The organism is Mesorhizobium helmanticense, from assembly GCF_003034915.1.
Taxonomy (GTDB): domain Bacteria; phylum Pseudomonadota; class Alphaproteobacteria; order Rhizobiales; family Rhizobiaceae; genus Mesorhizobium; species Mesorhizobium helmanticense.
The window spans coordinates 67,236-92,027 of record NZ_PZJX01000014.1 but is presented as its reverse complement, the minus strand read 5'-3'; the positions used below and the strand labels follow the sequence as shown (position 1 = coordinate 92,027).

The window sequence follows — 24,792 nt, the reverse complement described above, 5'->3', positions numbered from 1 at the left end:
ACGCAAACAGCGATCGTTTATCGCCGAGACTCTCAAGCCAAGCCGAACCGCTCCACGGCGCGCATGATGCCGCGCAGCTCGGCGAGGCCTTTCAGCCGGCCGATCAAGGAGTAACCGGGGTTGATCCTGGTCTTGCCGATATCGTCGGCGAGCAGGTGGCCATGGTCCGGTCGCATCGGAATTTGCCAGTCGGCGCGGCCCTCCTTGCGACGGCGCGCTTCCTCCTGCATCAAGGCGAGGATGACGTGCGCCATGTCGGTGCCGCCCTCGAGATGCTCGGCCTCATAGAAGGAGCCGTCGTCCTCGATGGTGATGTTGCGCAGATGGACGAAATGGATACGGTCGGCGAACTCCTTGACCATGGCGACAATGTCGTTATCGGCGCGTGTGCCATAGGAACCGGTGCAGAACGTCAGGCCGTTGGCTAGGCTATCAACGGCGTTGAGGATGAAGCGCGCATCCTCGGCGGTCGAGACGATGCGCGGCAGGCCATAGAGCGAGAAGGGCGGGTCGTCGGGATGGATGCACATGCGCACTCCTTCCTCTTCGGCCACAGGAATGATCTCGCGCAGGAACCAGGCAAGGTTGTCACGCAATTCCTTCGGCCCGATCGCATCATATTCCGCCAATGCCTCGCGAAAACTGTCGCGGTTGTAGCTGCGCTCGGTCGCCGGCAGGCCGGCGATGAGGTTGCGCTCGATCTGGTCGATCTTCTCGGCGCTCAGCTCCTTCAGCCGCGCTTCCGCCTCGGCGATGCGGGCGGCGCTGTAGCCTGCCTCGGCATTCCCGCGCTTCAACACGAACAAGTCATAGGCCGCGAAATCAATCGCATCGAAACGCAAGGCATAACCCGTCGTCGGCAGCCGGTAGGCCAGATCGGTGCGGGTCCAGTCGACCACGGGCATGAAATTGTAGCAGATCGTCGCGATGCCGGACTTCGCAAGCGCTCGGATGCTGTCGCGATAATAGCCGGCATAGCGCACGCGTTCCGGTGCGCCGATCTTGAAGGAATTATGGACCGGGATGCTCTCGACGACCGACCAGGTCAGCCCTGCCGCCTCGATGATCCGCTTGCGCGCCTGAATGCTCTCGAGCGGCCAGGCGCGGCCATCATAGATATCGTGCAGGGCCGAAACCACGCCTGTCGCACCTGCCTGCTTGACATGATCGAGCGTCACCGGGTCGTCCGGTCCATACCAGCGCCAGCACTGTTCCATAAGGCCTCCTAAATGTGAGAGGGCGACCATATTGTTGGACCACAGTGCTGTCAACACGCTAGAATGCGGCTCGTATCAACCGCTTCAGGTCGTTTTGACAGCGTGCCGTTGATTTATTACCCATTTGACCTTAGTACTGGTCCAACAAATAGCGAGGAGACATCCCATTGGAGCAGACTGGTCAGGACCGGGCGGAAGCGACGGAAGATGCCGGGGTCAGCAGCTCGGCCGTCGACCAGACCGTGCGGCAGATCCTCGACCTCATCCGCAATCGCGCCATGTCCGTCGGCGACGTCCTGCCCACCGAACGGGAGCTTTGCGAATTGTTCGGCGCCAGCCGCAACACGATCCGCGAAGCGCTGCGCACCATCCGCACCTATGGCCTGATCGATCCCAAGCCGCGCGTCGGCGCGGTGCTGGCCGATCGCCAGAACGTGGCGATCCAGAATTTTTTCGCCGCGCAGATGGATATCTCGAAGACCTCGTTCCACGACATCCAGGGATTTCGCCGCATCATCGAAGCGAGCATCGGCGACCATGTCATTCTCAACGCCAGCGCCGCCGAACTCGACGCTCTGGACGAGGTCAACGGCCTGATCGAAACCAGCAAGGATGTCCAGGAGGCGGCGCAGCGCGATTTCGATTTTCACCTGGCGCTGGTGAAGCTCGCCGGCAACCGCATGCTGGTACAGACCTATCAGTTCCTCTCGCCGGTCATCCTGCACATCATGACCGTCGGCAAATCCATCCGGCCGATCCTCAGTGAAACACGCCGCGCCCATGGCGAGATCATCGCGGCGCTGCGCGCACGCGACCGTATCGCCTATAGCTACCTGATGAGCCGACATCTCGATTTCGGCCTGCGCTTCGTTCCCGACGATCTCGAAAACGCCCGGACCCGGACCTCGCCGGCAATCCCGGCGCAGCCCAACCCGACATCTTCCAAGGATTTGCATCATGTCTGACTTTGAGAACAAGGTTGCGCTGATCACCGGCACGACCGGCATCGCGCTCGCCACAGCGAGGCGCCTGGCGCAGGGCGGCGCTGCGATTATCGCCTGCGGCATCGACCGGGCGGCCAATGCCGCCATGCAGGAAAGCCTCACCAAAGCCGGCGCGAATGCACTGGTGCAGACAGTGGATGTCTCCGTTTCCGACCAGGTTCGCGACGCGGTCGCGGCCGGCGTGAAACGGTTCGGCGGCATCGACATCATCGTCAATTCCGCCGCGGTCCATCCGTACGGAACGGCGACGACGACCGACTGGGAAACCTGGAACCGGGCGATGACAGTCAATGTCGGATCGATCTATCTGACTGCGCATTTCGGCATCCCGGAAATGATCAAGCGGGGCGGCGGCGCCATCGTCAACGTGGCTTCGGTGCAAGGCTTCGCCTGCCAGCAGAACGTTGCCGCCTATGCCACCACCAAGGGCGCCATCCACACGCTGACGCGTTCGCTGGCGCTCGACTACGCGGCGGCCGGCATCCGGGTCAATTCGGTGAGCCCAGGCTCGATCCGCACGCCGATCCTCGAGAAGGCGGCGCGTGGCGACAATGGCAGCGATGCCGACGTCGAAGAGGCCTACAGGCGCTTCGGCGCGGCCCATCCGCTTGGCCGCATCGGCGAGCCGGAGGAGGTAGCGGAGCTCATCGCCTTCCTGTGCTCGGCGAAGGCCGGGTTCTGCACCGGCGCGGACTACAAGATCGATGGCGGCCTGACCGCCGGCATCGGCGTGAGATAGAACCATGAAGATCGGGCTTGGCCTTTACCGGGAATCGCTGACGCCGGACAATTTCCGCTTTGCCCGACAGGCGGGCGCCACCCACATCGTTGCCCACCTGACCAACTATTTTCGCGGCCGCGATCCTTCGCTCTCCGCCGGCGGCGAAGAGGCAGGCTGGGGCGACTGCTCCACCGATGAACTGTGGAACCATCAGGATTTCGGCGGCCTGGTGAAGACCGTGCGCGACAGCGGACTGGAGATCGCCGCGATCGAGAATTTTTCGCCTCGCTTCTGGTCCGACGTGCTTCTCGGCGGTCCCGATCGTTCGAAGCAGATCGAAGGGCTGAAACGCCTTGTCCGCGATGCCGGGCGCGCCGGCATCCCCTGCATTGGCTACAATTTCTCCATCGCCGGCGTCTGGGGCTGGTCGCGCGGCCCTTTTTCCCGCGGCGAGGCCATGTCTGTGGGTCTCGACCTCGCCGCCATCGATGCCGACCTGCCTCTCCCCGACGGTGTCGTCTGGAACATGCGCTACCGCGCCGGGCGGCCGAACGCCGAGCCGGTGACCGTCAGCAGCGACGAGCTTTGGCAGCGGCTCGAAATCTTCCTGCGCGAAATCGTGCCGGTGGCCGAGGAAGCGGGTGTGATGCTCGCGGCGCACCCTGACGATCCGCCGACAGAGGCGCTGCGTGGCGCCGCGCGGCTCGTCAACCGGCCGGAGAAATACGACCGGCTCATGGACATCATCGACTCGCCGGCCAACGGGCTGGAGCTCTGCCTCGGCTCGCTGCAGGAGATGCCGGGAACCGACGACATTTACGGGCACGTCAGGCGCTTCGCCCGACGCCGGCGCATCGGCTACATCCACTTCCGCAACGTGCGCGGCAAAGTGCCGAACTATCACGAGACCTTCGTCGATGACGGCGATATCGACATGGCCGAGATCGTCCGCATCCTGCGCGACGAAAATTATGACGGCGTGATGATCCCTGATCATACGCCGGAAATGTCCTGCGACGCGCCCTGGCACGCCGGAAAGGCTTTTGCGCTCGGCTATATGCGCGCGCTGGTCCAGAACGCAGCGGCGCTGGGGCCTGCCCGCGCCACCCAATCCACCGACATCAGGAGGCAAGCCTCGTGACAACGCGCCTCTATGCCGACGACGCCGAAATGTATCGCCTGTTCGAGACGGAGCTCTTCGTCGCCGTGGTCGGAGACGTGATGGACACGCTGGCGCTGCAGCACCAGTTCCTGCCGCCCGTGTTCAAACCGGTCGACGAGAAGACACGCTTGCTCGGCCGGGCGATGCCGGTGCTGGAATGCGACATCTTTCCGTCCAATGAGCCGACACGCAATCCGCTGATGACCAAGCCGTTCGGGCTGATGTTCGAAGCGCTGGATGATCTGAAGCCCGGCGAGATCTACGTTGCCAGCGGCGCCTCGCCGCGCTACGCGCTGTGGGGAGAACTGATGTCGACCCGCGCGAAGATCCTCGGCGCGCATGGCGCGCTGGTCGACGGCTTCGCCCGCGATACGGACGGCATCAAGGCGCTGGAATTCCCCTGCTTCTGCACCGGCTACTACGCACAGGACCAGGGTGTGCGCGGCAAGGTCGTGGACTATCGCTGCGCGCTCGAGATCGGTGGCGTGCGGATCGAATCGGGAACGCTGCTGTTCGGCGACAAGGAAGGCGTGCTGGTCATTCCACGGCAAGCGGAGGAAGAGGTGGTTCGGCTGGCGCTTGAAAAAGTCCGCGGCGAAAGGCTCGTCGCCAAGGCGATCCGCGAGGGCATGAGCGCGGTGGAAGCCTACAGGACCTTCGGCATCATGTGACAGGCATGGACGAAGATCCTCACGCCGGGATGTCGTCGCGGATGCAGGCCTTGAGATGTCCTGCCTCGGTCTCGCGCAATTCGGGCACCACGCCCGCGCAAGCTTCGATCGCATAGGGGCAGCGGGTGCGGAACACGCAGCCCGACGGCGGGTTGGCCGGGCTTGGAATATCGCCCTTGAGTGTCTGGCGCTTCGAGCGCTTCGTCGGGTCCGGCGAGGGAATGGCCGACAGCAGCGCCCGCGTATAGGGGTGTTGCGGGCGGGCGTAGAGGCTCGCCGCCGGTGCGATCTCCATGATGCGCCCGAGATAGAGCACGATGACGGTGTCGCAAATATATTCGACCACCGCCAGATCGTGCGAGATGAACAGCATCGTCAGGCCGAGCCGCAGTTGCAGGTCGCGCAGAAGGTTGATCACCTGTGCCTGGATCGATACGTCGAGTGCGGACACCGGCTCGTCGGCGACGATGAATTCGGGCTCCAGCGTGAGGGCGCGCGCGATGCCGATGCGCTGGCGCTGGCCGCCCGAAAACTCGTGCGCGTAGCGGTCATAAGCATCGACCGGCAGTTCGACGGCGGCGAGCGCCTTTTCAGCCCGCGCCCGGCGCTCGGCGCGATTGCCAATCCTCTGGATATCCAGGCCTTCGGTGAGGATCTGGCCGATGGTCATGCGCGGCGACAGGCTGGCGAAGGGATCCTGGAAAATATACTGCATGTTGCGGCGCTGGCGGCGGAGATCCCCTGCCCCGAGCCTGACGATGTCCTTGCCGTCGAAGCGTATCTCGCCGGAGGTCGGTTCGATCAGCCGCAGCACGGAACGGCCAATGGTCGTCTTGCCGGAACCGGATTCGCCGACCAGCCCGACCACCTGGCCGCGTGGAATGTCGAAGGAAATATCCTGCAGCGCCTTGACCACAGGCCCGCGCGAGAACGCTGTCGGCGCGAAATGCTTGGTCAGGTTGCGAACAGTGAGATAGGGAGCCGGCGCGCTCATAGCTCCTCCCAGCGGATGCAGCGGCTCGCCTGTGTTTGCGATACCTGGAACAGCGGCGGCACGGCGGCACGGCAGGCGTCGATCGCCATCGGGCACCTCGGAGCGAAGGAACAGCCCTTGGGCAGCATGGCTAGCGAGGGGACGTTGCCGGCGATCGTCGGCAGCGGCGTGCCGGCCGCCTTCAGCGCCGTTGCCTGGCCAAGCCGCGGCACCGAGCGCATCAGGCCGATCGTGTAGGGATGGCGCGGACGGGCGAAGACTTCGCTTACCGGGCCGGTCTCGACAATGCGCCCGGCATACATGACCGCCACGCGATCGGCGATTTCGGCAACCACGCCAAGATTGTGGGTGACGAAGAGGATGCCCATGCCGCGTTCGGCCTGAAGGTCGGCAAGCAGATCGAGGATCTGCGCCTGGATCGTCACGTCAAGCGCCGTCGTCGGTTCGTCGGCGATCAGCAAGGTCGGGTTGCATGCGAGCGCCATGGCAATGGTGGCGCGCTGGCGCATGCCGCCCGAGAGTTCGTGCGGGTATTGTTTCGCGCGCCGCGCCGGATCCGGAATGCCGACCTGCGTCAGCAGGCGCACCGCCTCGGCTGCCGCCTCGCGATGCGATTTGCCAAGATGGATGCGGATCGGCTCGGCGATCTGCTCGCCGATCGTGTAGACCGGGTTGAGGCTGGTCATCGGCTCCTGGAAGACCATGCCTATGTCGTTGCCGCGCACGCGGCGAAGCTGCTCCGCGTCCAGCCCGGTCAGCTCGGTGACCGACCCGTCGCGCCGCCTGATCGAGATGCGGCCATCAGCGATATGACCGATCTTCTTCGCCAGCAGGCCCATGATGGAGAGGCTGGTAACGGATTTGCCGGAACCGGACTCGCCGACCAGCGCCACGGTCTCGCCGGAGCCGATCTCCAGATCGATATCCTGCACGGCAGCGATGTCGCGCCCCGCAATGCGGAACACGGCACGCAATCCGGCGATCTGGAGGATCGGCGCTTCCATTGTCAGGCGAGCAGGCCGACGTCGCGCAGGATGGCGTCGACCTTGGCGGTTTCCTCGGCATTGAGGTCGCGCTGCGGACGGGCCATCCTGTTGGTGGCGATGATGCCCAGGCTGCGCATGGCGGTCTTGAAGGAGCCGACGCCGGCCGAGCCGGCGCTGGTGCGGCCGAGCGCGATCCAGACGATCTCGAACAGCTTCAACAGCCGTTCCTGCTCGACGCGGGCCTCGGCATGCTTGCCGGCCTGCATCAGGTTCCACATCTTCACGTAGCCGTGCGGGTCGACATTGGCGATGCCCGGCACGACGCCGTGCGCGCCCATGGCAAGGGCGGTGTCGACCATGATCTCGGAGCCGGTCATGCCGAAGAAGCTGGCGTCGCCGGCCATGTCTTTCAGCACATAACGCAGATTGCCGTCATCGCCACTGGAGTCCTTCAGGCCGGCGATTACTCCTTCTCTCGCCAACGTCACGGTCGTCTTGCGATCGAGCTTGATGTGGACGCAGACCGGGATGTCATAGGCGATGATCGGGATGTCGATCGCATCCTTGATGTAGCGGAAATGATCGATGATCTCCGGCTGGCTCGTGCGGGCGTAAAAGGGCGCGGTGACGACGATGGCGTCGGCGCCGGCCGCCCTGGCGATCTTCGAATGGTTGATGACGCGGTCGGTGGTCGGGTCGATGACACCGACAAAGATCGGCACGCGGCCATTGTTGATCTTGACGGCGTGCTCGATGATCGTCTTGCGCGCCGCCTCTTCGTGGAAGACCACCTCGCTGGTCGAGCCAAGCACGAACAGCCCATGGACGCCGCCGTCGAGCAGGTTTTCCAGCGTTCGGGTGAACGACGGAAAGTCGATGCTGTAGTCCGCATTGAGCGGGGTAACGACGGGCGGCACGACGCCGGTAAAGAGTGGCATTTTGAGAACCTTCAGTTGAGATCGGATCGGGGATCGAAAGCGTCACGCAGGCCGTCGCCAATGAAATTGATGGCGAGGACCGTGAGCACGAGGGCGGCGCCGGGGAACATCCACTGCCAAGGATATTGTTCGAGGACGACGGTGGAGCGGGCGAGATTGAGCATGTTGCCCCAGCTCGCTTCGGGTGGAGCGATGCCGAGGCCGAGGAAGGAGAGGCCAGCTTCCAATAGGATCGCGTTGGCGATCTGCAAGGTCGCGTAGACGACGAGGATGTCGATGCAATTGGGCAGGCCGTGGCGGAACAGGAGATGCGGCAGCCCTGCCCCCATGCCGCGCGCGGCGACGACGAAATCGCGCTCGCGCAATTCGAGCAGGCGGGCCCTAACCATGCGCGACAGAACCGGCCAGGAGAGCAGAGAGATGACGAGGATTGTCGGCGCGATGCCGGTGCCGGCGATCGAGGCAAGAACCAGCAGGAAGATGACCGGCGGCAAAGTCATGGCGAGATCGACGAAGCGCATCGCGGTCGCATCGACGACACGGCCGCCGAAACTGGCGATGGCGCCGACGAGGAAGCCAATGACGATGGAGATCGCGACCGAGCAGACGGCAACCAGCAGCGAAGTGCGACCGCTTTGCAGAAGCCGCGCGAAGACATCGCGGCCGACGCCGTCGCTGCCGAGCCAATGGGTGGCGGACGGTCCCTTGTTCATGGCCTTCAGGTCAATGGCGTTGGGCGCGTATGGCCACCACCAGTGATAGGTCATGACCGCTATCAGCACCGGGATGACGATGAGCAGACCGGCCCGCGCGGCGCGGTTCTCGATGAAGCGGTCGAGCGCACGGCGCAGCGGACCCCTGGTGCGCTGGATGGCTGGTGGTTCGATCGCGGCAGCGGTCATCATGCCACCTGGATGCGCGGATCGACGAAGGCGTAGGCGACGTCGGTGAGAATGTTGACCAGGATGACGCAGATACCGATGACCAGCGTAGCGCCCATGATCACCGGATAGTCACGCGTGCCGACGGCATTGACCAGCAGCAGGCCCATGCCCGGCCAGTTGAAGACGCTCTCCAGGAAGATCGCGCCGCCGATCGCGATGCCCACAGTCGAGCCGATCAGCGTGATGACCGGCAAGAGCGCGTTGCGAGTGGCGTGCTTGATGATCACCCAGAACTCGCGCACGCCCTTGGCGCGGGCGGTGCGGACATAATCCTGGTTGAGCACTTCGAGCAGCGAGGCGCGCATATAGCGCATGATCAGCGCCGCGTGGCCGATCGACAGCAGGCATGCAGGCAGGATCAGATGCGCGAGCACGTCGGAGATCGAGAATGGCGCACCGGCAGTCTGCATGCCGCCGGATGGCGCCCAGCGCAGCAGCACCGAGAAGAAATAGAGGCCGAGCAAAGCGGTCAGGAAAGCCGGGCTCGATATGCCGATGAAGGACAGCACCGACATCGCAATATCGGGCCAGGCGTTGCGGCGTACGGCGCTGTAGATGCCGGCGGCAATGCCGACGACGATGGCGATCGCCAGACCCATGCCCATCAGCAGAGCGGTGGGTCCGATGCGCTCCATCACCAGCGGCAGCACACGCACGCCGCTGCGCTGGATCGAATAGCCGAAATCGCCAGACAGCGCCGCGCGCAGCCAGCCGAAATACTGAAGCGGCAGCGGCTGATCGAGGCCGAGCCGGTCGCGCAGCGTCTCGAGATCGGAGGCCGACATCGGCACGGAAGGATTGATATAGGCATCGATCGGATCGCCTGGCGCCAGGCGCAGCAGGACGAAGATGAGGAGGCTCAGGGCGACCAGCATCAGCAGTCCTGTGGCGCAGCGGCGGGCGATGAAGCTCAGCATCGGCTTTCCCGTGGATGGCGTGGGCCGGCATCGCAGAAGCCGGCCCGATTGGTGGGTGGGAGACCCGCCTGTCTACTGGATGTCCCAGGTCTCTGGATGGGCGGCGTAGGGACCGCCGCCGGGCGCGGGCGTCCAGACGAAGTCCTTCAACTTGTTGGAGGCAACGCCATAACGATTGGCCACCCATAGCGTTGCCCAGGGAAGATCCTTGTTCATCACCTTGCAAACATTCTGCCAGGCGGCGTCGAGTTTCGACGCATCGGTTTCACCGAGCGCCTTGTCGAAAGCCGCGCTCAGATCATCGAACTCGATGCGCATGGTGTTGAAGCCGGCGGGCGGCAACTGCGACTTGTTCAGACCCGGATTGATGCCGGCCGGGTTCGGACCGTTCTGCAGGCCGGCATAGACCATGGGGAATGCGCTCCAGTCCGGCGTGCCTTCCTTGTAGACGGTGCCGTTGTAGGTCGGTGTGTCGACGACGCGCGGCACGACGTTGATGCCGACCTGGGCCAGCATGGACTGGATAGCGGCCATGACGTTGGCGGCCTGCGGCGAGCCGTAATAGGTCAGCAAGGTGATGGGCTTGTCGCCATTGATCTTGTCCCAGCCGGCCTCGGTCAGCAGTGCCTTGGCCTTGGCCGGATCGTAGGCGTAGGTCTCGATGCCCTGGGGAACCAGTTGCGGCGCGACATAGCCGCAATTGGCTGGTTTGGCTGCGCCGCCATAGAGGCTCTCGATGATAGCGTTGCGGTCGATCGCGTACATGATCGACTGGCGTACCTTCAGATCCTTGAACAGGTCGACCTTCTGATTGAGGCCGATATAGTTGACCACGTAGGAGCCGCCCTCGATCAGCTTGAAGCTGGCATCGGTCTTGAACGAGGCCGCATCGTCGGGCTCGACATAGGTGAACTGGATCTCGCCGGCCCGCAGTGCGGCGACCGCCGCCGCCGGGTTCTCGAAATAGCGGTTGATCAGCACGTCGACCTTCGGCTTGCCGCCACGATAGTCGTCGTCGGCGGCCAGTTCGACATATTGATCGGTGACGTATTTCTTGAACTTGAACGGACCGGTGCCGACCGGACTGGTCGACCACCAGGTGCTGGTGGCCAGCGACTCCGGCGGCATCCCGCCAAGGGCATGCTCCGGCAGGATCAGCACCTGCGAAAGAATGGACAGGAAGGAGCCGTTCGGTTTTGAGAGCTTGATGATCACGGTGCTGTCGTCGGGCGTCTCCACGGACGCGACATCGCCGAGGCGCGCCGCAAGCAGGCTGCCGGAAGCCTTGTTCTTGGCAAGCTCGATGGTGAATTTGACGTCCTTGGAGGTGAAGGGCTTGCCGTCGTGCCAGCTCTCCTTGACCAGGTTGAACGTGTAGGTCAGCTGGTCGCTGCTCATCGTGTAGTTCTTGGCCAGGTCGCCTTCGAGTTCGGTCAGTCCGGCGTTCCAGATGACCAGCGGTTCAAAATAGGTGCTGAGCCAGGTGAAGCCGCCGGTCGCGACCAGCGGGTTGAAGTTCTTGGGGAAGCCGCCGGGACCGACGTCGAAACCGCCGGCAATGGTCTTTGGACTTTGTGCCTGCACGATGGTCGGCAGGCCGGTGCCGAGCAGCAGCGCGGCGGCAATGGCTATCGTCTTAATGCGCATGGTTTCCTCCCTTGGCATTTTTCAAATTGTGCGGTTCTTGGCGATGACTTGCTGGATACCTCTGTAGTGATCGTCGAGCCGGCTGCGTGCCCGGTCGACATCCTTGGCGGCGACCGCCTCGACGATTTCATGATGATCGCGCCAGGTGGCGAGCGGCGTCGGATTGTCGAGATTGGTGAAGTCCGACGCCTTGTTGAACGCCACCCAGAAGATGTCGATAAGGGCGCTCAGCATGTGGTTGTTCTGGCAGCGGAACAGCATCTGGTGAAACTGCTGGTCCTCCTCGGCAAAGCTCTCGCTGCGCTCGGCACGCTGGCGCATGCTTTCGGTCAGCCGGCGAAGCTCGCCGATGTCCTCGGCGCTGATCATCTCGATGGTCTTGGCGATCAGCCCCGTTTCGAGCACGCGGCGGATCTCGCGCAACTCCTCGACATCGCGCAGCGAGTCCTGCAGGCCGTAAGCCAGATTGTCGAGCAGCGGCTTGAAGGAGAATTCCTTGACGAAAACGCCGATGCCGCGGCGCGTCTCCAATATGCCGATCGATTCCAGCGCCTTGATCGCTTCGCGGACCGAATTGCGGCCCACGCCGAGCTGCTGGGCCAGGAACGTCTCCGGCGGCAATGGGTCGCCCGCCTTCAGCCTGTTCGCCTCGATATACTTCCGCAGGCTCTCCTGCACGCTCACATGCAGAAGCGGTGGTCGGCTGAGCGGCTCGATCGACTTCATTACCGGCATGTTGCTCCCTGCTCCCGCTGCTGTCCGACACCGAATAACCACATCGCGCGGGAGGTTGACGACTTGTCCTATAACGGCTTGTAGGATATCCTGCAAGTCGTTGGAGGAAATATCAGGGACATGAAGATCGTCTTGGCCGGCACAAGCCATTGGCACGCCGACATGCATCTCGATGCGGCGCGTGCCGCGGGGGCTGAAATCATCGGCGTGTGGGACGAGGACGAGGCGCATGCAAGGGGTTTTGCGGCGCGCAATTCGCTGAGCGCGATTGCTGCATTTGAAGGCGTCCTGGCAGCACCTGCCGATCTGATCCTGCTGATGGGGCACCCTTCGACCGTACCCGCCAGGGCGCGCAGCGTGATCGAGGCGGATATCCCGCTTATCCTCGAGAAGCCGGCAGCGAGCAGCACGGCGCCGTTGCTCCAGTTGCAAGACCTGGCGCATCGACGAAAGGCCTTCGTCAGCGTGCCTTTGCCCAATCGCTTCGGTCCGGCGGTGATCGCCTTTGAAAGTCTGCGCAGGGAAGGCCGCGCCGGCCAACTCGCGCATTGCCATTTCCGCGTCGTCAACGGGCCGCCCGAGCGCTATGCCGCCGACGGCGTTGACTGGGTGGTGGATCCCGCGATTGGCGGTGGCGGCGCATTGCGCAATCTGGGCATTCACGGTGTGGATGCTGCACTGAGCCTCGCCAGCGGAGTGCTCCGTCTCAAATCCGTTTCGGTTGGCAACCGCATCCACAGGTCTCCGGTTGAGGACTATGCGCTGCTGGTGTTCGAGGACGAGGCCGGCGCGGTGTTCACAGTGGAGGCGGGTTATACTTTCGCCTCGATGCGGCCCGGCGGCGATTTCGAATGGCGCATCGTCAGCGCCAACGCCACGCTGATCGACCGTGGCGACAAGGCGGTCTGCGCAACGCTCGACGACGCTGCAATTATCGACCTGCCGGTCGAGCTGCCGGCCACGCGCTACCGGCTCTGCATGCGCGATACGTTCGAACGGTTGCAGCGGAAGGTGGCGCCGGCAATTTCATTAGACGACTATGTTGCGGCGATGTCGCTGATCGACGCCGCGTACCAGGCAGGACGATGATTGGAATAGGCATTATCGGAGCAGGCGATTTCGGCGCGGCGCATGCGCGCGCGATCAGGGAGGTCGATGGCATACACATCGTCGCGGCCTGCCGTGGAGACGCGACGGCGCTGGCCGCCTTTACGGCCGAACATGGCGGCAAGGGCTACACCGACTGGCGCGAACTTCTCGAAGACAGCAGCGTCGATGCCGTCGTCATCGCTACCCCGCACGCGCTGCATGCCGAAATGGCGATCGGCGCGGCCAAGGCCGGCAAGCACATTATGCTCGAAAAGCCGATGGCGCGAACCGTGGCCGAATGCGATGCGATCAATGCGGCGGTGGGGCAGAGCGGCGTCAAGCTGATGGTCGCCCATCTCCTGCATTTCTCGAAACCCTGCATGGCGGCGAAGCAGGTCATCGACGCCGGCGAAATCGGAAGGCCATTGGTCGCATCGAGCTGGATGATCAAGCTGTGGATGGAGCACAACCGGCGCGACTGGCACCTGCGCAAGGCCACCGGTGGCGGCATGCTGATGACCGCCGGCATTCACGCGCTCGACCGTCTGGTCTGGCTGATGGATGACGACGTCATCGCGGTGAGCGCCATGCTCGGCGCGAAGTTCCACGAACAGGAGGCCGACGACACCGCGATGCTGGCGCTGCGCTTCAAGGGTGGCGGCCTCGGCCAGGTGCAGAGCGTCGGCTATCGCAACGGCGCGGTTGGCTTTGCAATGGACCTCGTCTGCGAGCGCGGCACGCTGCGCATCGACATGGATCGCGGCGCGATGATCGGTCGGGATACGGTGTGGACCGAGCTGCCGGATTCGTTCGAGCCAGCCTGGATGCATAATGCTGTGAAACGCGAATGGGCAGCGTTGCGTGACGCCATCGTTGGCGACAAACCCGTCCCGGTGACGGGCGCCTATGGGCGCAAGCTCATCGGCATCATCGAGGCAGCCTTTGCTTCGGACAAATCCCGCCGCGAGGAGACGATCGCCGATGCCGGCTGATATCGGTGCAATTGCCGAGGCCATCGCCGAGGCTCACAGGAATCCGCGCCAACGCGTGCCGGCGTCACGTTTCATCGACCTGACGCGCAATGAAGCACTGGCGGTCCGGGGCGAAGTCATGAGGCTGCTTGGCGAAAGCGCGCCTGTCGCCAAGGTGGCGATGCCGCCCGACGGGATTGCGACGGGTGCGCCAATCCCCGCCGGAATGGTCATCAACGGTGACGGAACGATCGACCTTGGCGAACGCGATTTCGCCGGGCTTGAGATCGAAGTGGCCGTCCGGCTCGGCGCCGACCTGACGCCCTGCATCGCCAGGGCCGGCCATGCGGCTGTGATGGAAACGGTCGAGCATTTCGTCCTCGGTATCGAGCTCATCGGCTCGCGCATCGACGACCGGACCAAAGCCGGCCCTTTCGGTTCGCTCGCCGACAATATGGTCACCGGCGGTTATGTCATCGGCACGCAGTTATTGGCGCACGAGCCTAAGGTCGAGGGCATGGCGATCACGCTCTCCTGCGACGGGACCATCGTCCAGCGCGAGACGGCCAAATACCCGTTCGGCGATGCCATCTCTCCCATCATGGCTTTCGCCGGGATGGCCGACGATCATTTCGGTGGTTTTGGAAAAGGCATGGTGATCACCACCGGATCGCTGTCGCCGTTGCTGATCGTTCCAAGAAAGGGTCGCATCGAGATCAGTCTCGGCGACTTTGCGCCGCTCTCCTTCACGCTGCGCTAGCCGAACATGAGCGACCATCTCGCCGCCCTGCCCGAACACGCGCCGCGCGGCATCTGGGGCGCCGTGATGCTGGCGGTGGGCCCGGATGGCAACATCGACTGGAGCGCCACGCAAGAGGCCGTCGCGCGGCTCTGCGCATCGGGCGTTCACGGCGTCTATTCCAACGGCACGGCATGCGAGTTCCATTGCCAAACGGAAGCCGAATTCGACCGGCTGAGCGAGATGGTGGCGGACGTCGCAGACGCCGCGGAAATCCCTTTCCAGATCGGCATCTGCCAGGCCAATCCGCGCGTCGCACGCGAACGGCTGAAGCGCGTTGCGGGACTGAGACCCTCGGCAGTGCAATTCACCTTGCCGGACTGGTGGCCACCGAGCGACGGGGAAGTGCTGCGTTTCGTCTCGGGCCTGGCCGAGGCAGCGCCTGATACGCCTCTGGTGCTTTACAACCCGCCGCACGCCAAGCGGCGGCTGAGCCTCGAAGCCATTGCCGCGCTGCGAACCGCGGTGCCCTCGGTTATCGGCGCCAAACTGCCCGGTGGCGACGCCAACTGGTACGCCGACATGCGGCGCAAACTGCCAGGCTTTTCGGTGTTCGTGCCAGGCCACACGCTGGCGACTGGTTATGCAAACGGCGCGCATGGCAGCTATTCGAACGTCGCCTGCCTTAGCCCGACAGGGGCACTGCAATGGTGGGCGCAGATACGAGCCGGGGAGCAAGCAGCCGTCGAGATGCAGGCACGCATACAGGCCTTTCTCGCCGACCACGTCCTGCCGTTTCGATCACGCTTTGCCGTCAGCGACGCCGCCCTCGACAAGGCGATGGCGGCGGCCGGCGGCTGGGGCTCGATCAGGCCCCGGCTTTTGTGGCCCTATTCGTCAGTGCCCGACGAGGACATCCCACCACTGGCGGCGGCCGCACGCGCTGCCTTGCCCGAATGGTTTTAGTCATACGGCAAATTCAATGTCTGTTGGCGCTGCGGCCGGTTTTTCGTTGTTGCGTGGCACAAGACTTAAGTCGGTTCTTCGCTCGCAGTCCGGGCAGCCGACCGCACCGCTGACCTGCTCAAGCCGTTCATTCCGTCTACGACTCATCCCAACGAGGTGGCCGGGTCATCCTCGAAGCTGCCAAGAGTCTGGGCAACTAGCACCATACATGCAGCTGGCGGCCTGCCCTACCCACGCAATGTCGATCCGCCTTGATTTTCTGGATCGTTAGCTCCCGCCAAGGACGGCGTTCTTCATTCCGAAGCCCGGAGGATTTACCAGAAACATTGGTCTCGTTGACGTTTTCGTGTCTCAAGATCACAGTGTTCCCGGATCATTCCGCTACGGCCAACGGGGGGGTAACTTGGCGAGCCTGATTTCCACCTCACCGAGCGAGGTCAACGAGGGCATTTCGATCAGCGAGCGTTCAAACTATGGCCACCGCCAGAAGCACATGTATGCAGCGTTTGCATACGACAGGACTTTGTCGCTAATTTAGTAGTGCGGGCTTAAGGGATGTCGACGCATCAGCGGCTGACTCGGCTGCAACGGATGATGAAGTCAATTGCAATACTGGATCGCAATGCATGATCTCGCTTCGGGGGCTTAGTCGTTTTCGGAATGGCACAACCCGCATGAGAACTAATAGGCCGTCGCGCATGGCTCGACTCAAGTCTCAATGTGGGAGCGGCATTTGCGGAATCGCAGTTTTTGCGATGCTGACATTTCCAACACTCGCTGCCGATGCGACGCCGCATTCGATTTGGGAGTGGGGCAATTTGACCGGCGACTGGTCCGGTGCACGAACAGCGCTCACCGATCGTGGGATCACGCTTACACTGGACTACGTAAGCGAAATGATAGCGAATTTGCGAGGCGGACTCGAGCGTCAAACGACTTACGAAGGCCGTCTGGAAGCTTCGGCGGACTTCGATTTCGACAAGCTTACGCACTGGCGAGGCGGGTCAGCGCATGTGACGGTCTATCAGATCCATGATGTGAACCAAAGGAACGCGGCTGACAGCGTCGGAAGCCTTGGAGACCCTAGCAACATCGATGCGTTGCCCACCACACGTCTTTTTACGGCCTGGGTTCAGCAGGAGTTTCCCAATAAAAACTTGTTTCGGATAGGCCAATTGTCAGCCGATGAAGACTTTTCGGTAATGAAGTCAGCAGGCAACTTGCTGAATGGAGCTTTTGGCTGGCCGGTTCTAAACGGGGCAGATATGACGAGCGGCGGCCCCGCATATCCGCTCGCCACCCCAGGCGCCCTGGCGGTGTTCTATTTGCAGCCGGATGTCGTTCTTCGTGCCGGGGTATTCAGTGGGAATCCAGCTGGGAACGATTGCCAGGACGACCCGCAGGTTTGTAACCGGCATGGAACCACATTCAGCACTAGCGGCGGTGTGCTGCTGATGGGGGAACTAGCCTACGAGATCAACCAGGAAGACGGGGCCGGCGGTCCCGCCATCGCCCTTAAGATCGGCGGTTGGTACCATACGGGCACATTTGCAGACCAGCGGTTCGGCCGCGACGGTGTCGGCAACGTTGTATCGTTGGCAAATCCCAGCGTGGTTGAACCTCTTACGCACCGAGGCGATTGGGCGTTATATGGCCTGGTGGACAATACGCTTTTCACTTCTAGTCAGATGAGTGTCAGTGCGTTCCTGCGGGGGCAGGTGGCACCTTCCGACCGCAACCTTGTATCATGGGGGGTGGATGCCGGTATCGCTATCGAGGGTCTCTTCGAAAATCGGAAGGACGACACACTGACCATGGCTGTAAGTCATTCTCGCATTAGCGCCAGGGCGGCCGGCCTGGATAGGGATACATCCGCTGGTTCAGCCGGCTATCCGATTAGGGATGCCGAGACGGTTTTTGAACTGAATTACTTCGTCGCGGTCTCGCCTTGGTGGTCAATTCAACCCGACATTCAGTATGTTGTTCATCCCGGCGGAAATGTTCCTGATAAAACGGGAAAGCAAGCTGTCAACGATGCGTTCCTGGTAGGCGTGCGCAGCTCGATCAGCTTTTAGCATCAGGGAGCGGGCCTAAACCATCATGCGAGGCGCTGCGTGTAGCTCAAACCGGGCTCCCGTCGCGTTCCGCGGGTACACCCAGCCCGCGCGGGATCTCGATCTGCGATCCTGTATTTGGATCGGAGACAGGCTTACTGTTTACGCCCTCGCTGCCTGAGGTTGTGTCGGCCGCCGTGTCGCCGGCACAAGTAAGGCAAGGGTAAACGCTAAGATCATGGCACAAGCCAGCATGGCCCACGCCTCATTAATGGCTTGGGTGAGCGCCGCCTTTTGGATAAGCGGCTGCACGATGGCTTCGACGGCGGGGTCGATATGCTTTGAAACGGGGCCCGTCACGAATCCGGGTGGCAGACCGATGAGCGTCGCAATCTTGCTGTCGCCTGCCAGGAGATCCTCGCCAAGTTTTTTCGCAATCGTTGGAGATCGTCCCCAAATGACCGTGTCGATCAACGCCAGGCCGATGGCCCCGCCAAGATTGCGCATGAGATTGAATAAGGCGCTGGCGTCAGGGAGATTTTCTGGTGAAATGTCGCCAAGCGCCAGCCGGGTAGGAGGCAACAGGCATAGCATGATGGCGGAGCCACGGATGACCTGTGGCCAAAACATGCCATCGAAGTCTGTCCCGGTCGTAGAGAAAGCACTCATCGCCAGGCCCGAGCCAAAAACCGCGAACCCAAACATGGATAGAACTTTCGCGGAGGTGCGCGGCTCTAACCAGACAGCGACAGGCGATGTCGCCATTTGCGTGATGCCAGTGACGAGCATGATGAGCCCGACGGTCAGCGAGCCGTGATCGCGTACGAAAGACAGAAAGACGGGCATCAGATAAACCGAGCCGTACAGTCCCATGCCAAAGATGAAGCTCAGTGCGCAGCCGAGGGCAAAGCTCCGCTCGCGGAAGAGGTGCAGGTTCAGGACTGGCGATCGCTGTCTTAGCACGCGGGCTCCCAGGGTAACGCCTGCTCCCAGACTGAGGACCAGCAGGAGCGGGGTAGGTCCTTGGAGCCAGCCGAGGGTAGGCGCCTCCTTCAGCCCGATCTCCAAGGAGGCCAGGCAGGTCGCCATAAGAGCCAGACCCAGGACATCCAGAGTGCGTAGCAGCGATCGGTCCAAGTTTTCTTTCGCCAGCATCGTCATGCCCAACGCACAGGCGATGATGCCGGGAGTCACATTGACCAGAAACAGCCAATGCCAAGAGGTCGTCTCTGTAATCCAACCGCCAGCTACCGGGCCGACGCTCGGCGCGAGGACCGCCAGCATTCCAGCGATCATTGTCGCAATCCCCTGGAGATGTATGGGGAACAGCAGGAAAACGGCGGAGAATACGAGCGGGATAAGCATTCCGCCGGAAAAGCCCTGCAATATCCGCCAGGCGATCAGGGTCTCGAATCCGTGGCTTGCCGCACAGCCGATCGAGGCAACTGTAAAGACGCCGACGCCCACCGAAAACAGGATGCGCACCCCCAAGGCGCGTGTCAGAAATCCGGTCAGCGGGATCGCTATCACCTCGCTGATTAGATAGGCGGTCTGCACCCAACTCATCCGATCGTCGCCGATGCCAAGAGCAGAGCGGATTGCTGGCAGCGCAGTCGCGACAATCTGCACGTCCAGCACGGCCATGAACATGCCGAGGCACATCGCAGCAAAGCCTACCCATGTTGCGAATTGGACCCGGACCGGTTCGTCGGCGGTCATAATGCGCGACCGACTGGCCTCGGACGCGCAATGCCAAGAGCTTTGTTCTCAGCCGGGATGCGCACAAACAGGATAGCCGCATTCAAAGCGGAAAATATCAGGGCATACCAGCCTAGATGGAAAGCCATCGGCAGCAGTGCAATCTCGGCGACGACCACCAAATAGTTGGGATGCGAGATCACCGCGTACGGTCCGCGCACAACCAGAGGCGAGTTCGGCAATATGATGATACGTGTCGTCCAGCGTCGTCCCAACGTCGCCAGGATCCAAATCCGAAGGGGTTGGACGGCGAGGTAGGCGAGCAGGAACCCCACGTCGACGGAACGGCCCGGCGCCAGCCACCACAATCCCCCGAGCCAACTTGCGTGAAGTATAACCAGGAACGGGTAATGAGCAGGCGCCGCTTCCCACGCGCCTTTGTCGAGAAGCCTTTTTGTGTTGTGATGGGACAGGATCAGCTCTCCAAGCCGTTGGAGAGTTACCAATGCAAGGACCAGAACCGCTTCCATCGTCATGTCGCCCGCACGAGAGACACGCATGATGCGCTGAAGCCCGGTCCCATGGCCAAAAGAGCGGTCCGCTTCGGCAGTCCCTCGGCAATTGCCCTCGCCAGAACGAACAGGACGGTTGGTGCCGACATGTTTCCGAAGTCGCTTAGCACCGTTCTCTCGTGATCAAGCGATCCTTGGTTTAATTCCAGCGAGCGCTCAATTGCAGTTACCACCTTCGCCCCTCCGGGATGGCAGATGAAGCGTCCGATGTCGGCCGTGCCGAGCCCTATGCGTGCCAAGACACCTTCTACCGCCGGGCCCAGGTTGGTCGTGGCGAAAGCTGGCAGGTTCGGTGCAAGCAGGACGCCAAATCCCACGGGATCCATGTTCCATCCCATGATGCCGAGAGTATCCGGCCACAGATGTTCGCCTGCGCCGTCGATCATTGCGATGCCTGCCTGACCAGAGCGCAGGACACACGCTGCGGCGCCGTCACCGAAGAGCGCCGTGGAAATCACGTTGGTCTTGTCAACAAGGTCCGAACGAAAGGCCAGCGAGCACAGCTCGAGAGACACCATGAGGACTGTCGACCCGGGCCGAGCCGCAGCCATGCGCGAAGCAATGGCCAGGCCGCTCACGCCGCCGGCACAACCAAGGCCGAATACCGGAACGCGTTCGATATCGGGTCGGAATCCCATCTGTCGATGCACGACCGCGTCCAGGCTCGGTGTCGCGATCCCCGTGGAAGAAATGAAGACAACGACATCCACGTCATTTGCCACGCATCCTGCGGCGTCGAGCGCCTTGTTTGCAGCCTCGACGAACAAACGGCTACCTTCCTCCACGTACACAGCGGTGCGCTCAGGCCAACCCCGCGGTTCGAGATACCAGGCAACTGGGCGCGCGACGTGCCGCTTACGTATGCCAGTGTTAGCGAAGACGCTCGCCATACTCGGTGAGCGCTCGAAAAGATCCGTGAAAAGGAGTTGCGCCATCGCGGCTACTTCCTCCTGCCCGACTACATACGGTGGAAGCGCCGTGGCCAACGAAAGCAGGCCGACGAGGTGGCTTGCGCCGGAGACGCCAGCCGAAATATCAACGTCGTGCTGCAAGGGTGCGGTGAAGTCAATCCTGTTAAGCATGGTACCATAACGATCCCAGTCGCCAACTGCAGCGCTGGACGTCGTCCTCAATCCGGGTTTCATCACTCCAGCGAAGCCCGGGCATATCTTCGTTATGCTCGATAGAAATCTTCCGGCCTTCACAGAAGATCAGTAAATAGCCAAATCGAACTATAAATTATACGCTATACCTTGGTTTTAATTGCCAGCTAACTGTTCAACTAATATATACCTTTGTATGGATTGGCCTTGCGATTGCCGTGGTGGCATATCTGCGCCTGCGCTTTGCCTAGCGCCTTGAAGCTGTTTCTGCAGTTGCTGGAAGTCCCACCCGGAGCGCAGGCCGCGTATAACCACGCATAACCGATTGGCGATTTCCCACATATAACTTTCTCCATCATGGACGAAGCATCATGCGCAAAACGATCAAGAACCTGGCACTCGCAGCAGCTGTCGGCCTTTCGGGAGCTGCGCAGAGCGCCGACGAACCGATGCCCACGATCGTCTTGGTACACGGTGCCTTCGCAGGATCGTCGAGCTGGAACGGCGTCATCGGAGAGTTGGAAAAGGATCGTTTCCACGTCATAGCGGCCGCCAATCCGCTGCGTGGAGTGGCCAGCGACGGAGCCGCCGTGTCAGCCGTGGTCAAGTCCTTGACGGGCCCAGTGATCCTGGTCGGTCACTCATATGGCGGTGCAGTGATCACCGAGGCTGCGAACGGCAACGCGAATGTGAAGGCCCTTGTCTATGTGTCGGCATTCGCCCCCGAAACGGGCGAGACTAGTCTCGGCCTGACGGAGAAGTTTCTGGGCAGTACACTTGGCGACACGCTCGCTCCGCCGGTGATGCTGAGCAATGGCGTGACCGATCTCTACATTGAGCAGTCCAAATTCCCTCAGCAATTTGCCGCCGATGTACCGACGGAGCAGGCACGGTTGATGGCTGTGACCCAGCGGCCGGTGGCGCAGGCAGCTCTTACCGAGGCCTCGGGTGTGGCTGCCTGGAAGGCGGTGCCCTCATACTGGATCTACGGCACGGCTGACCGGAACATCCCGCCGGCCGCGATGGAGTTCATGGCCCACCGGGCCAAGTCGCGGGCCACGGTGGCCATCGACGGCGCTTCCCATGTCGTCATGATATCCCATCCAAAACAGGTGGCTTCACTGATCAGGGACGCGGCAAGCGCAAAATAGTCACTGGCCGATGGCAGGCAACGAGCCGGCCGTCCCGTCGGCCCGGGCTGCCCCGTCGTCCATCCCGCATCAGTCGAACGCGGGCGGTTCCAGGGTATACGGTAAAGTTATGACTAAGGACCTTGACTATGACATCGAGCACACCTCACCTCAGCGACCTCCAATGGGATGTGCTGACGGTCACACGGCCGGGGCTTACCCGCGATCTGCCGCCGGGCAAGGAGGACCTGGCGTGGGTGGCAAACTCCTCGACGCTGATCCACGGCGCGCGCGACGCGGTGCTGGTGGATACGTTCCTGACAGTAGAGCAGTCACGCACGCTGGTGGACTGGGTTGCTGTCAGCGGCAAGAAGCTCGTCACCATCTATGTGACGCATGGTCACGGGGATCACTTTTTCGGCTTGGCGGCATTACTGGGACGCTTCCCGGAAGCACGCGCCGTCGCCGCGCCAGAGGTGGTTGGAGCCATGCGCAGCCAATTGACCGAGGCGTGGCAGAAAGACTTCTGGCGCCGCCTCTTCCCCAACCAAATTCCGGAGCATCTGCGCGTCGCCGATCCGCTTGAGAGCGGCACGATGGACTTAGAAGGCCACAAGCTGGATGTTGTGGACACCGGCCGCACGGACACCGCCCATTCCACCGTCCTGCATGTGCCGTCGATCGGCCTGATCGTTGGGGGCGATGTGGTCTACAACGGCATCCACCCGTATCTCGGCGAGACCAATACCGAAAGCAGGCTCGAGTGGATTGCCACGCTGGACAGGCTGGCTGCCCTGAAGCCGAAGGCGGTGATCGCGGGCCACAAGGTGCCGGCGAACAGGGACGACCCAAGCATCGTCGCGGAGACGCAACAGTATCTGCGAGATTTCAATCGCCTCGACGCGGTCACGTCCAACGCACGAGAACTCTATGACGCGATGCTGGCGCTGTATCCGGGTCATGCAAATCCCGGTTCGCTGTGGGGCGGTGCAAACAGGGCCAAGCAGCGCAGCTAGGACAGACGGGCGACGCCACTTGCCATGGGCATTGACTAGCCGGGGCTTGCTAGGTTTCCCTAAATCGCGTGTGCCCTGCACGAGCGAACATCAGGATGCGACACGATTCATCAAAATCTGCGGACCTGCGCAGGCTGCCTATCGCCCTCGAACATCAGAGTTGACGTCGACAACGCGCACGCGTCCGGACACGGAGATGGCGCCAGCACGTCGCTCGGACCAATCGAGACAAGCAAACGTTTCAGGCTCTTTTGAGCGCCCGACGGATGTCCTTGGCGAATTCCTTGATCGTGAAGCCATCGGGCAGCGAGTCGATCAGGACGAGGTCGGAGATGGCGTTGCGGACACGCAGAGGCGCGATCGCCTGATATACGGCTGAATTGTACCAAGCGCTCGCAGTATCGCGGCTTGGGAACTCCATCAGCACGACCGAGCCCGGCCAAGCTCCCTCGAGTACGTCAACTGAGCCCTGCGCCAGCCACTTACCGCCATAGGGTGCAACGGTAGCCTCGACCTGCTCGAGATAGGACAGACCTTCACCGTTGGGTACTTCGCCAGGGATTCGCAGATGGTTGATCAGATAGGTCGACATGGAAAATCCTCAATGGAACGCATGGTGTCGCGGCAACGAAGAAGAGGGCGTGCGACATCGCCCTCGCACCGCTTCCAGATCACTCCGGACTGATATCTGGCCCGTCGTTTGGAAATTTCGCGAGTACCGTCTCTTCCATGACGTGCTTCCTTGGCACTGTGTTAGGCACCCCCAAACACGGCGACCGGCATCGGTGGTCGGCTCGCCGGGATGGAGCTCGCACCGGAGGGGGTGCGACCCTCACCATCGGTACGCCCGCACACGGCACGGATCAGGTATTGACCGACGCAAGGAACGCCGATGCCTGGGCGCCGCGATACTCGCAAAAGCAGAGGCAAGAGGTCTTTTGAGAACGCCGCTGTGATTTCAATATTGCCCGATTCGAGCCGCCCACAGGGGGGCAGAAATAACCGACCGATCGGCGCCGACGCGAAAGATAGCGATCTTTCTGGAAAGACAACCGATGCGAGGGCCGCAGGTTTGTCAGCCTGTGTACACAAGGCACGATGCACCTGTCGCTCTCTGTTTCTATGACGCTATGACATTGAGTCCACGTAGACCCGGCAGACTGGCGGCAAGCGACGGCCTGGTTCGCTCGAAAACGTGAGCACGACCGCTATGAATGACAATTTGCCGCTGCGCGAGATCGCGCAAGCAATGGTGCATCTCGGCGCGAGAAAGCGGCATTCCATCCCGGACCTTCTGATCCGCGCATGTTGCCGGCGCGTGAAGCACCTGCGTGGCAAGGAAGGATCCGCGCCATACCTTTCTGCGGGAGTTCCGTGAGGAAGGCTGAAGAGACTCTTTGAACGCCATTGCCCACTATCACAATGATAACGCATTTATCATTGCCGGCTATGGCAGGTCGCGATTTTCTCTCGCCTGCGGCCCAGCGCACGACGTCCAGACTATGGCCGGCCCTCTGA

At 62.1% G+C, this 24,792-nt stretch carries 23 protein-coding genes; 11 read left to right on the top strand and 12 right to left on the bottom strand.

Annotated elements, in window-relative coordinates; translation table 11 throughout:
• Positions 1-32: 32 nt before the first annotated feature.
• Positions 33-1,217, bottom strand: coding sequence for a mannonate dehydratase (uxuA, locus tag C9427_RS06855; RefSeq protein ID WP_107648374.1), 1,185 nt, complete (start codon positions 1,215-1,217; stop codon positions 33-35).
• A gap of 167 nt (positions 1,218-1,384) precedes the next feature.
• Here uxuA and C9427_RS06850 point away from each other — a divergent pair, with 167 nt between their 5' ends.
• From C9427_RS06850 to C9427_RS06835, 4 genes are read left to right on the top strand one after another with little or no spacing between them, the layout of a single operon-like run.
• Complete coding sequence (locus C9427_RS06850; protein ID WP_107648373.1) at positions 1,385-2,182, top strand: FadR/GntR family transcriptional regulator; 798 nt, start codon at positions 1,385-1,387, stop codon at positions 2,180-2,182.
• The gene (locus tag C9427_RS06845) at positions 2,175-2,960 is read left to right on the top strand and encodes an SDR family NAD(P)-dependent oxidoreductase (protein WP_107648372.1); all 786 of its coding nucleotides are present in this window, start codon (positions 2,175-2,177) and stop codon (positions 2,958-2,960) included. The genes C9427_RS06850 and C9427_RS06845 overlap by 8 nt, the downstream gene beginning before the upstream one ends.
• 4 nt (positions 2,961-2,964) lie before the next feature.
• Positions 2,965-4,083, top strand: a complete 1,119-nt coding sequence (locus tag C9427_RS06840) for a mannonate dehydratase (RefSeq protein WP_107648371.1) — start codon at positions 2,965-2,967, stop codon at positions 4,081-4,083.
• Positions 4,080-4,775, top strand: coding sequence for an RraA family protein (locus C9427_RS06835; protein ID WP_245437009.1), 696 nt, complete (start codon positions 4,080-4,082; stop codon positions 4,773-4,775). Before C9427_RS06840 ends, C9427_RS06835 begins: the two co-directional genes overlap by 4 nt.
• 19 nt (positions 4,776-4,794) lie before the next feature.
• Here C9427_RS06835 and C9427_RS06830 read toward each other — a convergent pair whose 3' ends face one another.
• The 7 genes from C9427_RS06830 to C9427_RS06800 all read right to left on the bottom strand — a co-directional run bounded on the left by C9427_RS06830 (position 4,795) and on the right by C9427_RS06800 (position 11,936).
• Positions 4,795-5,769, bottom strand: coding sequence for an ABC transporter ATP-binding protein (locus C9427_RS06830; RefSeq protein WP_107648370.1), 975 nt, complete (start codon positions 5,767-5,769; stop codon positions 4,795-4,797).
• Positions 5,766-6,773, bottom strand: coding sequence for an ABC transporter ATP-binding protein (locus C9427_RS06825; RefSeq protein ID WP_107648369.1), 1,008 nt, complete (start codon positions 6,771-6,773; stop codon positions 5,766-5,768). Before C9427_RS06825 ends, C9427_RS06830 begins: the two co-directional genes overlap by 4 nt.
• A 2-nt stretch (positions 6,774-6,775) precedes the next feature.
• Positions 6,776-7,693 carry a dihydrodipicolinate synthase family protein gene (locus C9427_RS06820; RefSeq protein WP_107648368.1) on the bottom strand — a complete coding sequence of 306 codons (918 nt, stop codon included), beginning with the start codon at positions 7,691-7,693 and terminating at the stop codon, positions 6,776-6,778.
• A gap of 11 nt (positions 7,694-7,704) precedes the next feature.
• A complete protein-coding gene (locus tag C9427_RS06815) occupies positions 7,705-8,598 on the bottom strand; it encodes an ABC transporter permease (RefSeq protein ID WP_208636352.1) in 894 nt (297 codons plus the stop codon).
• On the bottom strand, positions 8,595-9,554 hold the full coding sequence (locus C9427_RS06810; RefSeq protein ID WP_107648367.1) for an ABC transporter permease: 960 nt from the start codon (positions 9,552-9,554) through the stop codon (positions 8,595-8,597). Before C9427_RS06810 ends, C9427_RS06815 begins: the two co-directional genes overlap by 4 nt.
• A gap of 72 nt (positions 9,555-9,626) precedes the next feature.
• Complete coding sequence (locus C9427_RS06805) at positions 9,627-11,201, bottom strand: ABC transporter substrate-binding protein (RefSeq protein WP_107648366.1); 1,575 nt, start codon at positions 11,199-11,201, stop codon at positions 9,627-9,629.
• A gap of 21 nt (positions 11,202-11,222) precedes the next feature.
• On the bottom strand, positions 11,223-11,936 hold the full coding sequence (locus tag C9427_RS06800; RefSeq protein WP_425351633.1) for a FadR/GntR family transcriptional regulator: 714 nt from the start codon (positions 11,934-11,936) through the stop codon (positions 11,223-11,225).
• A 120-nt stretch (positions 11,937-12,056) separates the two neighbouring features.
• Between C9427_RS06800 and C9427_RS06795 the strand changes: the two genes are divergently transcribed.
• The 5 genes from C9427_RS06795 (at position 12,057) to C9427_RS06775 (ending at position 17,776) form a co-directional block, all read left to right on the top strand.
• Complete coding sequence (locus C9427_RS06795; RefSeq protein ID WP_107648364.1) at positions 12,057-13,025, top strand: Gfo/Idh/MocA family protein; 969 nt, start codon at positions 12,057-12,059, stop codon at positions 13,023-13,025.
• Entirely contained in the window at positions 13,022-14,017 is a 996-nt protein-coding gene (locus C9427_RS06790) for a Gfo/Idh/MocA family protein (RefSeq protein WP_107648363.1), read from the top strand. The genes C9427_RS06795 and C9427_RS06790 overlap by 4 nt, the downstream gene beginning before the upstream one ends.
• A complete protein-coding gene (locus C9427_RS06785; RefSeq protein ID WP_107648362.1) occupies positions 14,007-14,756 on the top strand; it encodes a hypothetical protein in 750 nt (249 codons plus the stop codon). The genes C9427_RS06790 and C9427_RS06785 overlap by 11 nt, the downstream gene beginning before the upstream one ends.
• A 6-nt stretch (positions 14,757-14,762) precedes the next feature.
• Positions 14,763-15,701 (top strand): dihydrodipicolinate synthase family protein, encoded by a 939-nt coding sequence (locus C9427_RS06780; protein WP_107648361.1) that lies wholly within the window; start codon positions 14,763-14,765, stop codon positions 15,699-15,701.
• A gap of 698 nt (positions 15,702-16,399) precedes the next feature.
• The gene (locus tag C9427_RS06775; RefSeq protein ID WP_167434274.1) at positions 16,400-17,776 is read left to right on the top strand and encodes a carbohydrate porin; all 1,377 of its coding nucleotides are present in this window, start codon (positions 16,400-16,402) and stop codon (positions 17,774-17,776) included.
• Between the two features lie 141 nt (positions 17,777-17,917).
• Here the strand turns inward: C9427_RS06775 and C9427_RS06770 are convergent, their stop codons facing one another.
• Genes C9427_RS06770 through C9427_RS06760 form a run of 3 tightly spaced genes read right to left on the bottom strand, consistent with a single transcriptional unit; the run spans position 17,918 to position 21,107 of the window.
• Entirely contained in the window at positions 17,918-19,474 is a 1,557-nt protein-coding gene (locus tag C9427_RS06770) for a DHA2 family efflux MFS transporter permease subunit (protein WP_107648359.1), read from the bottom strand.
• Positions 19,471-19,989 carry an isoprenylcysteine carboxyl methyltransferase family protein gene (locus tag C9427_RS06765; protein ID WP_107648412.1) on the bottom strand — a complete coding sequence of 173 codons (519 nt, stop codon included), beginning with the start codon at positions 19,987-19,989 and terminating at the stop codon, positions 19,471-19,473. Before C9427_RS06765 ends, C9427_RS06770 begins: the two co-directional genes overlap by 4 nt.
• On the bottom strand, positions 19,986-21,107 hold the full coding sequence (locus C9427_RS06760; protein ID WP_107648411.1) for a type III polyketide synthase: 1,122 nt from the start codon (positions 21,105-21,107) through the stop codon (positions 19,986-19,988). The genes C9427_RS06765 and C9427_RS06760 overlap by 4 nt, the downstream gene beginning before the upstream one ends.
• 392 nt (positions 21,108-21,499) lie before the next feature.
• Here C9427_RS06760 and C9427_RS06755 point away from each other — a divergent pair, with 392 nt between their 5' ends.
• Positions 21,500-22,279: an alpha/beta fold hydrolase gene (locus C9427_RS06755; RefSeq protein ID WP_107648358.1), complete on the top strand. Its 780-nt coding sequence runs from the start codon at positions 21,500-21,502 to the stop codon at positions 22,277-22,279.
• A 128-nt stretch (positions 22,280-22,407) separates the two neighbouring features.
• Positions 22,408-23,274, top strand: a complete 867-nt coding sequence (locus C9427_RS06750; RefSeq protein ID WP_107648357.1) for an MBL fold metallo-hydrolase — start codon at positions 22,408-22,410, stop codon at positions 23,272-23,274.
• Positions 23,275-23,515: 241 nt separating this feature from the next.
• On the opposite strand, the gene C9427_RS06745 is transcribed toward C9427_RS06750, so the two are convergent.
• Complete coding sequence (locus C9427_RS06745; RefSeq protein WP_107648356.1) at positions 23,516-23,866, bottom strand: DUF1330 domain-containing protein; 351 nt, start codon at positions 23,864-23,866, stop codon at positions 23,516-23,518.
• Positions 23,867-24,792: the final 926 nt, after the last annotated feature.

Excerpts from the sequence above, each read along its gene's own strand:
- uxuA (WP_107648374.1), bottom strand. The coding sequence starts at position 1,217 with ATGGAACAGTGCTGGCGCTGGTATGGACCGGACGACCCGGTGACGCTC.
- C9427_RS06845 (WP_107648372.1), top strand. The coding sequence starts at position 2,175 with ATGTCTGACTTTGAGAACAAGGTTGCGCTGATCACCGGCACGACCGGC.
- C9427_RS06840 (WP_107648371.1), top strand. The coding sequence starts at position 2,965 with ATGAAGATCGGGCTTGGCCTTTACCGGGAATCGCTGACGCCGGACAAT.
- C9427_RS06830 (WP_107648370.1), bottom strand. The coding sequence starts at position 5,769 with ATGAGCGCGCCGGCTCCCTATCTCACTGTTCGCAACCTGACCAAGCAT.
- C9427_RS06825 (WP_107648369.1), bottom strand. The coding sequence starts at position 6,773 with ATGGAAGCGCCGATCCTCCAGATCGCCGGATTGCGTGCCGTGTTCCGC.
- C9427_RS06820 (WP_107648368.1), bottom strand. The coding sequence starts at position 7,693 with ATGCCACTCTTTACCGGCGTCGTGCCGCCCGTCGTTACCCCGCTCAAT.
- C9427_RS06815 (WP_208636352.1), bottom strand. The coding sequence starts at position 8,598 with ATGATGACCGCTGCCGCGATCGAACCACCAGCCATCCAGCGCACCAGG.
- C9427_RS06810 (WP_107648367.1), bottom strand. The coding sequence starts at position 9,554 with ATGCTGAGCTTCATCGCCCGCCGCTGCGCCACAGGACTGCTGATGCTG.
- C9427_RS06805 (WP_107648366.1), bottom strand. The coding sequence starts at position 11,201 with ATGCGCATTAAGACGATAGCCATTGCCGCCGCGCTGCTGCTCGGCACC.
- C9427_RS06800 (WP_425351633.1), bottom strand. The coding sequence starts at position 11,936 with ATGCCGGTAATGAAGTCGATCGAGCCGCTCAGCCGACCACCGCTTCTG.
- C9427_RS06795 (WP_107648364.1), top strand. The coding sequence starts at position 12,057 with ATGAAGATCGTCTTGGCCGGCACAAGCCATTGGCACGCCGACATGCAT.
- C9427_RS06790 (WP_107648363.1), top strand. The coding sequence starts at position 13,022 with ATGATTGGAATAGGCATTATCGGAGCAGGCGATTTCGGCGCGGCGCAT.
- C9427_RS06785 (WP_107648362.1), top strand. The coding sequence starts at position 14,007 with ATGCCGGCTGATATCGGTGCAATTGCCGAGGCCATCGCCGAGGCTCAC.
- C9427_RS06780 (WP_107648361.1), top strand. The coding sequence starts at position 14,763 with ATGAGCGACCATCTCGCCGCCCTGCCCGAACACGCGCCGCGCGGCATC.
- C9427_RS06775 (WP_167434274.1), top strand. The coding sequence starts at position 16,400 with ATGGCTCGACTCAAGTCTCAATGTGGGAGCGGCATTTGCGGAATCGCA.
- C9427_RS06770 (WP_107648359.1), bottom strand. The coding sequence starts at position 19,474 with ATGACCGCCGACGAACCGGTCCGGGTCCAATTCGCAACATGGGTAGGC.
- C9427_RS06765 (WP_107648412.1), bottom strand. The coding sequence starts at position 19,989 with ATGACGATGGAAGCGGTTCTGGTCCTTGCATTGGTAACTCTCCAACGG.
- C9427_RS06760 (WP_107648411.1), bottom strand. The coding sequence starts at position 21,107 with ATGCTTAACAGGATTGACTTCACCGCACCCTTGCAGCACGACGTTGAT.
- C9427_RS06755 (WP_107648358.1), top strand. The coding sequence starts at position 21,500 with ATGCGCAAAACGATCAAGAACCTGGCACTCGCAGCAGCTGTCGGCCTT.
- C9427_RS06750 (WP_107648357.1), top strand. The coding sequence starts at position 22,408 with ATGACATCGAGCACACCTCACCTCAGCGACCTCCAATGGGATGTGCTG.
- C9427_RS06745 (WP_107648356.1), bottom strand. The coding sequence starts at position 23,866 with ATGTCGACCTATCTGATCAACCATCTGCGAATCCCTGGCGAAGTACCC.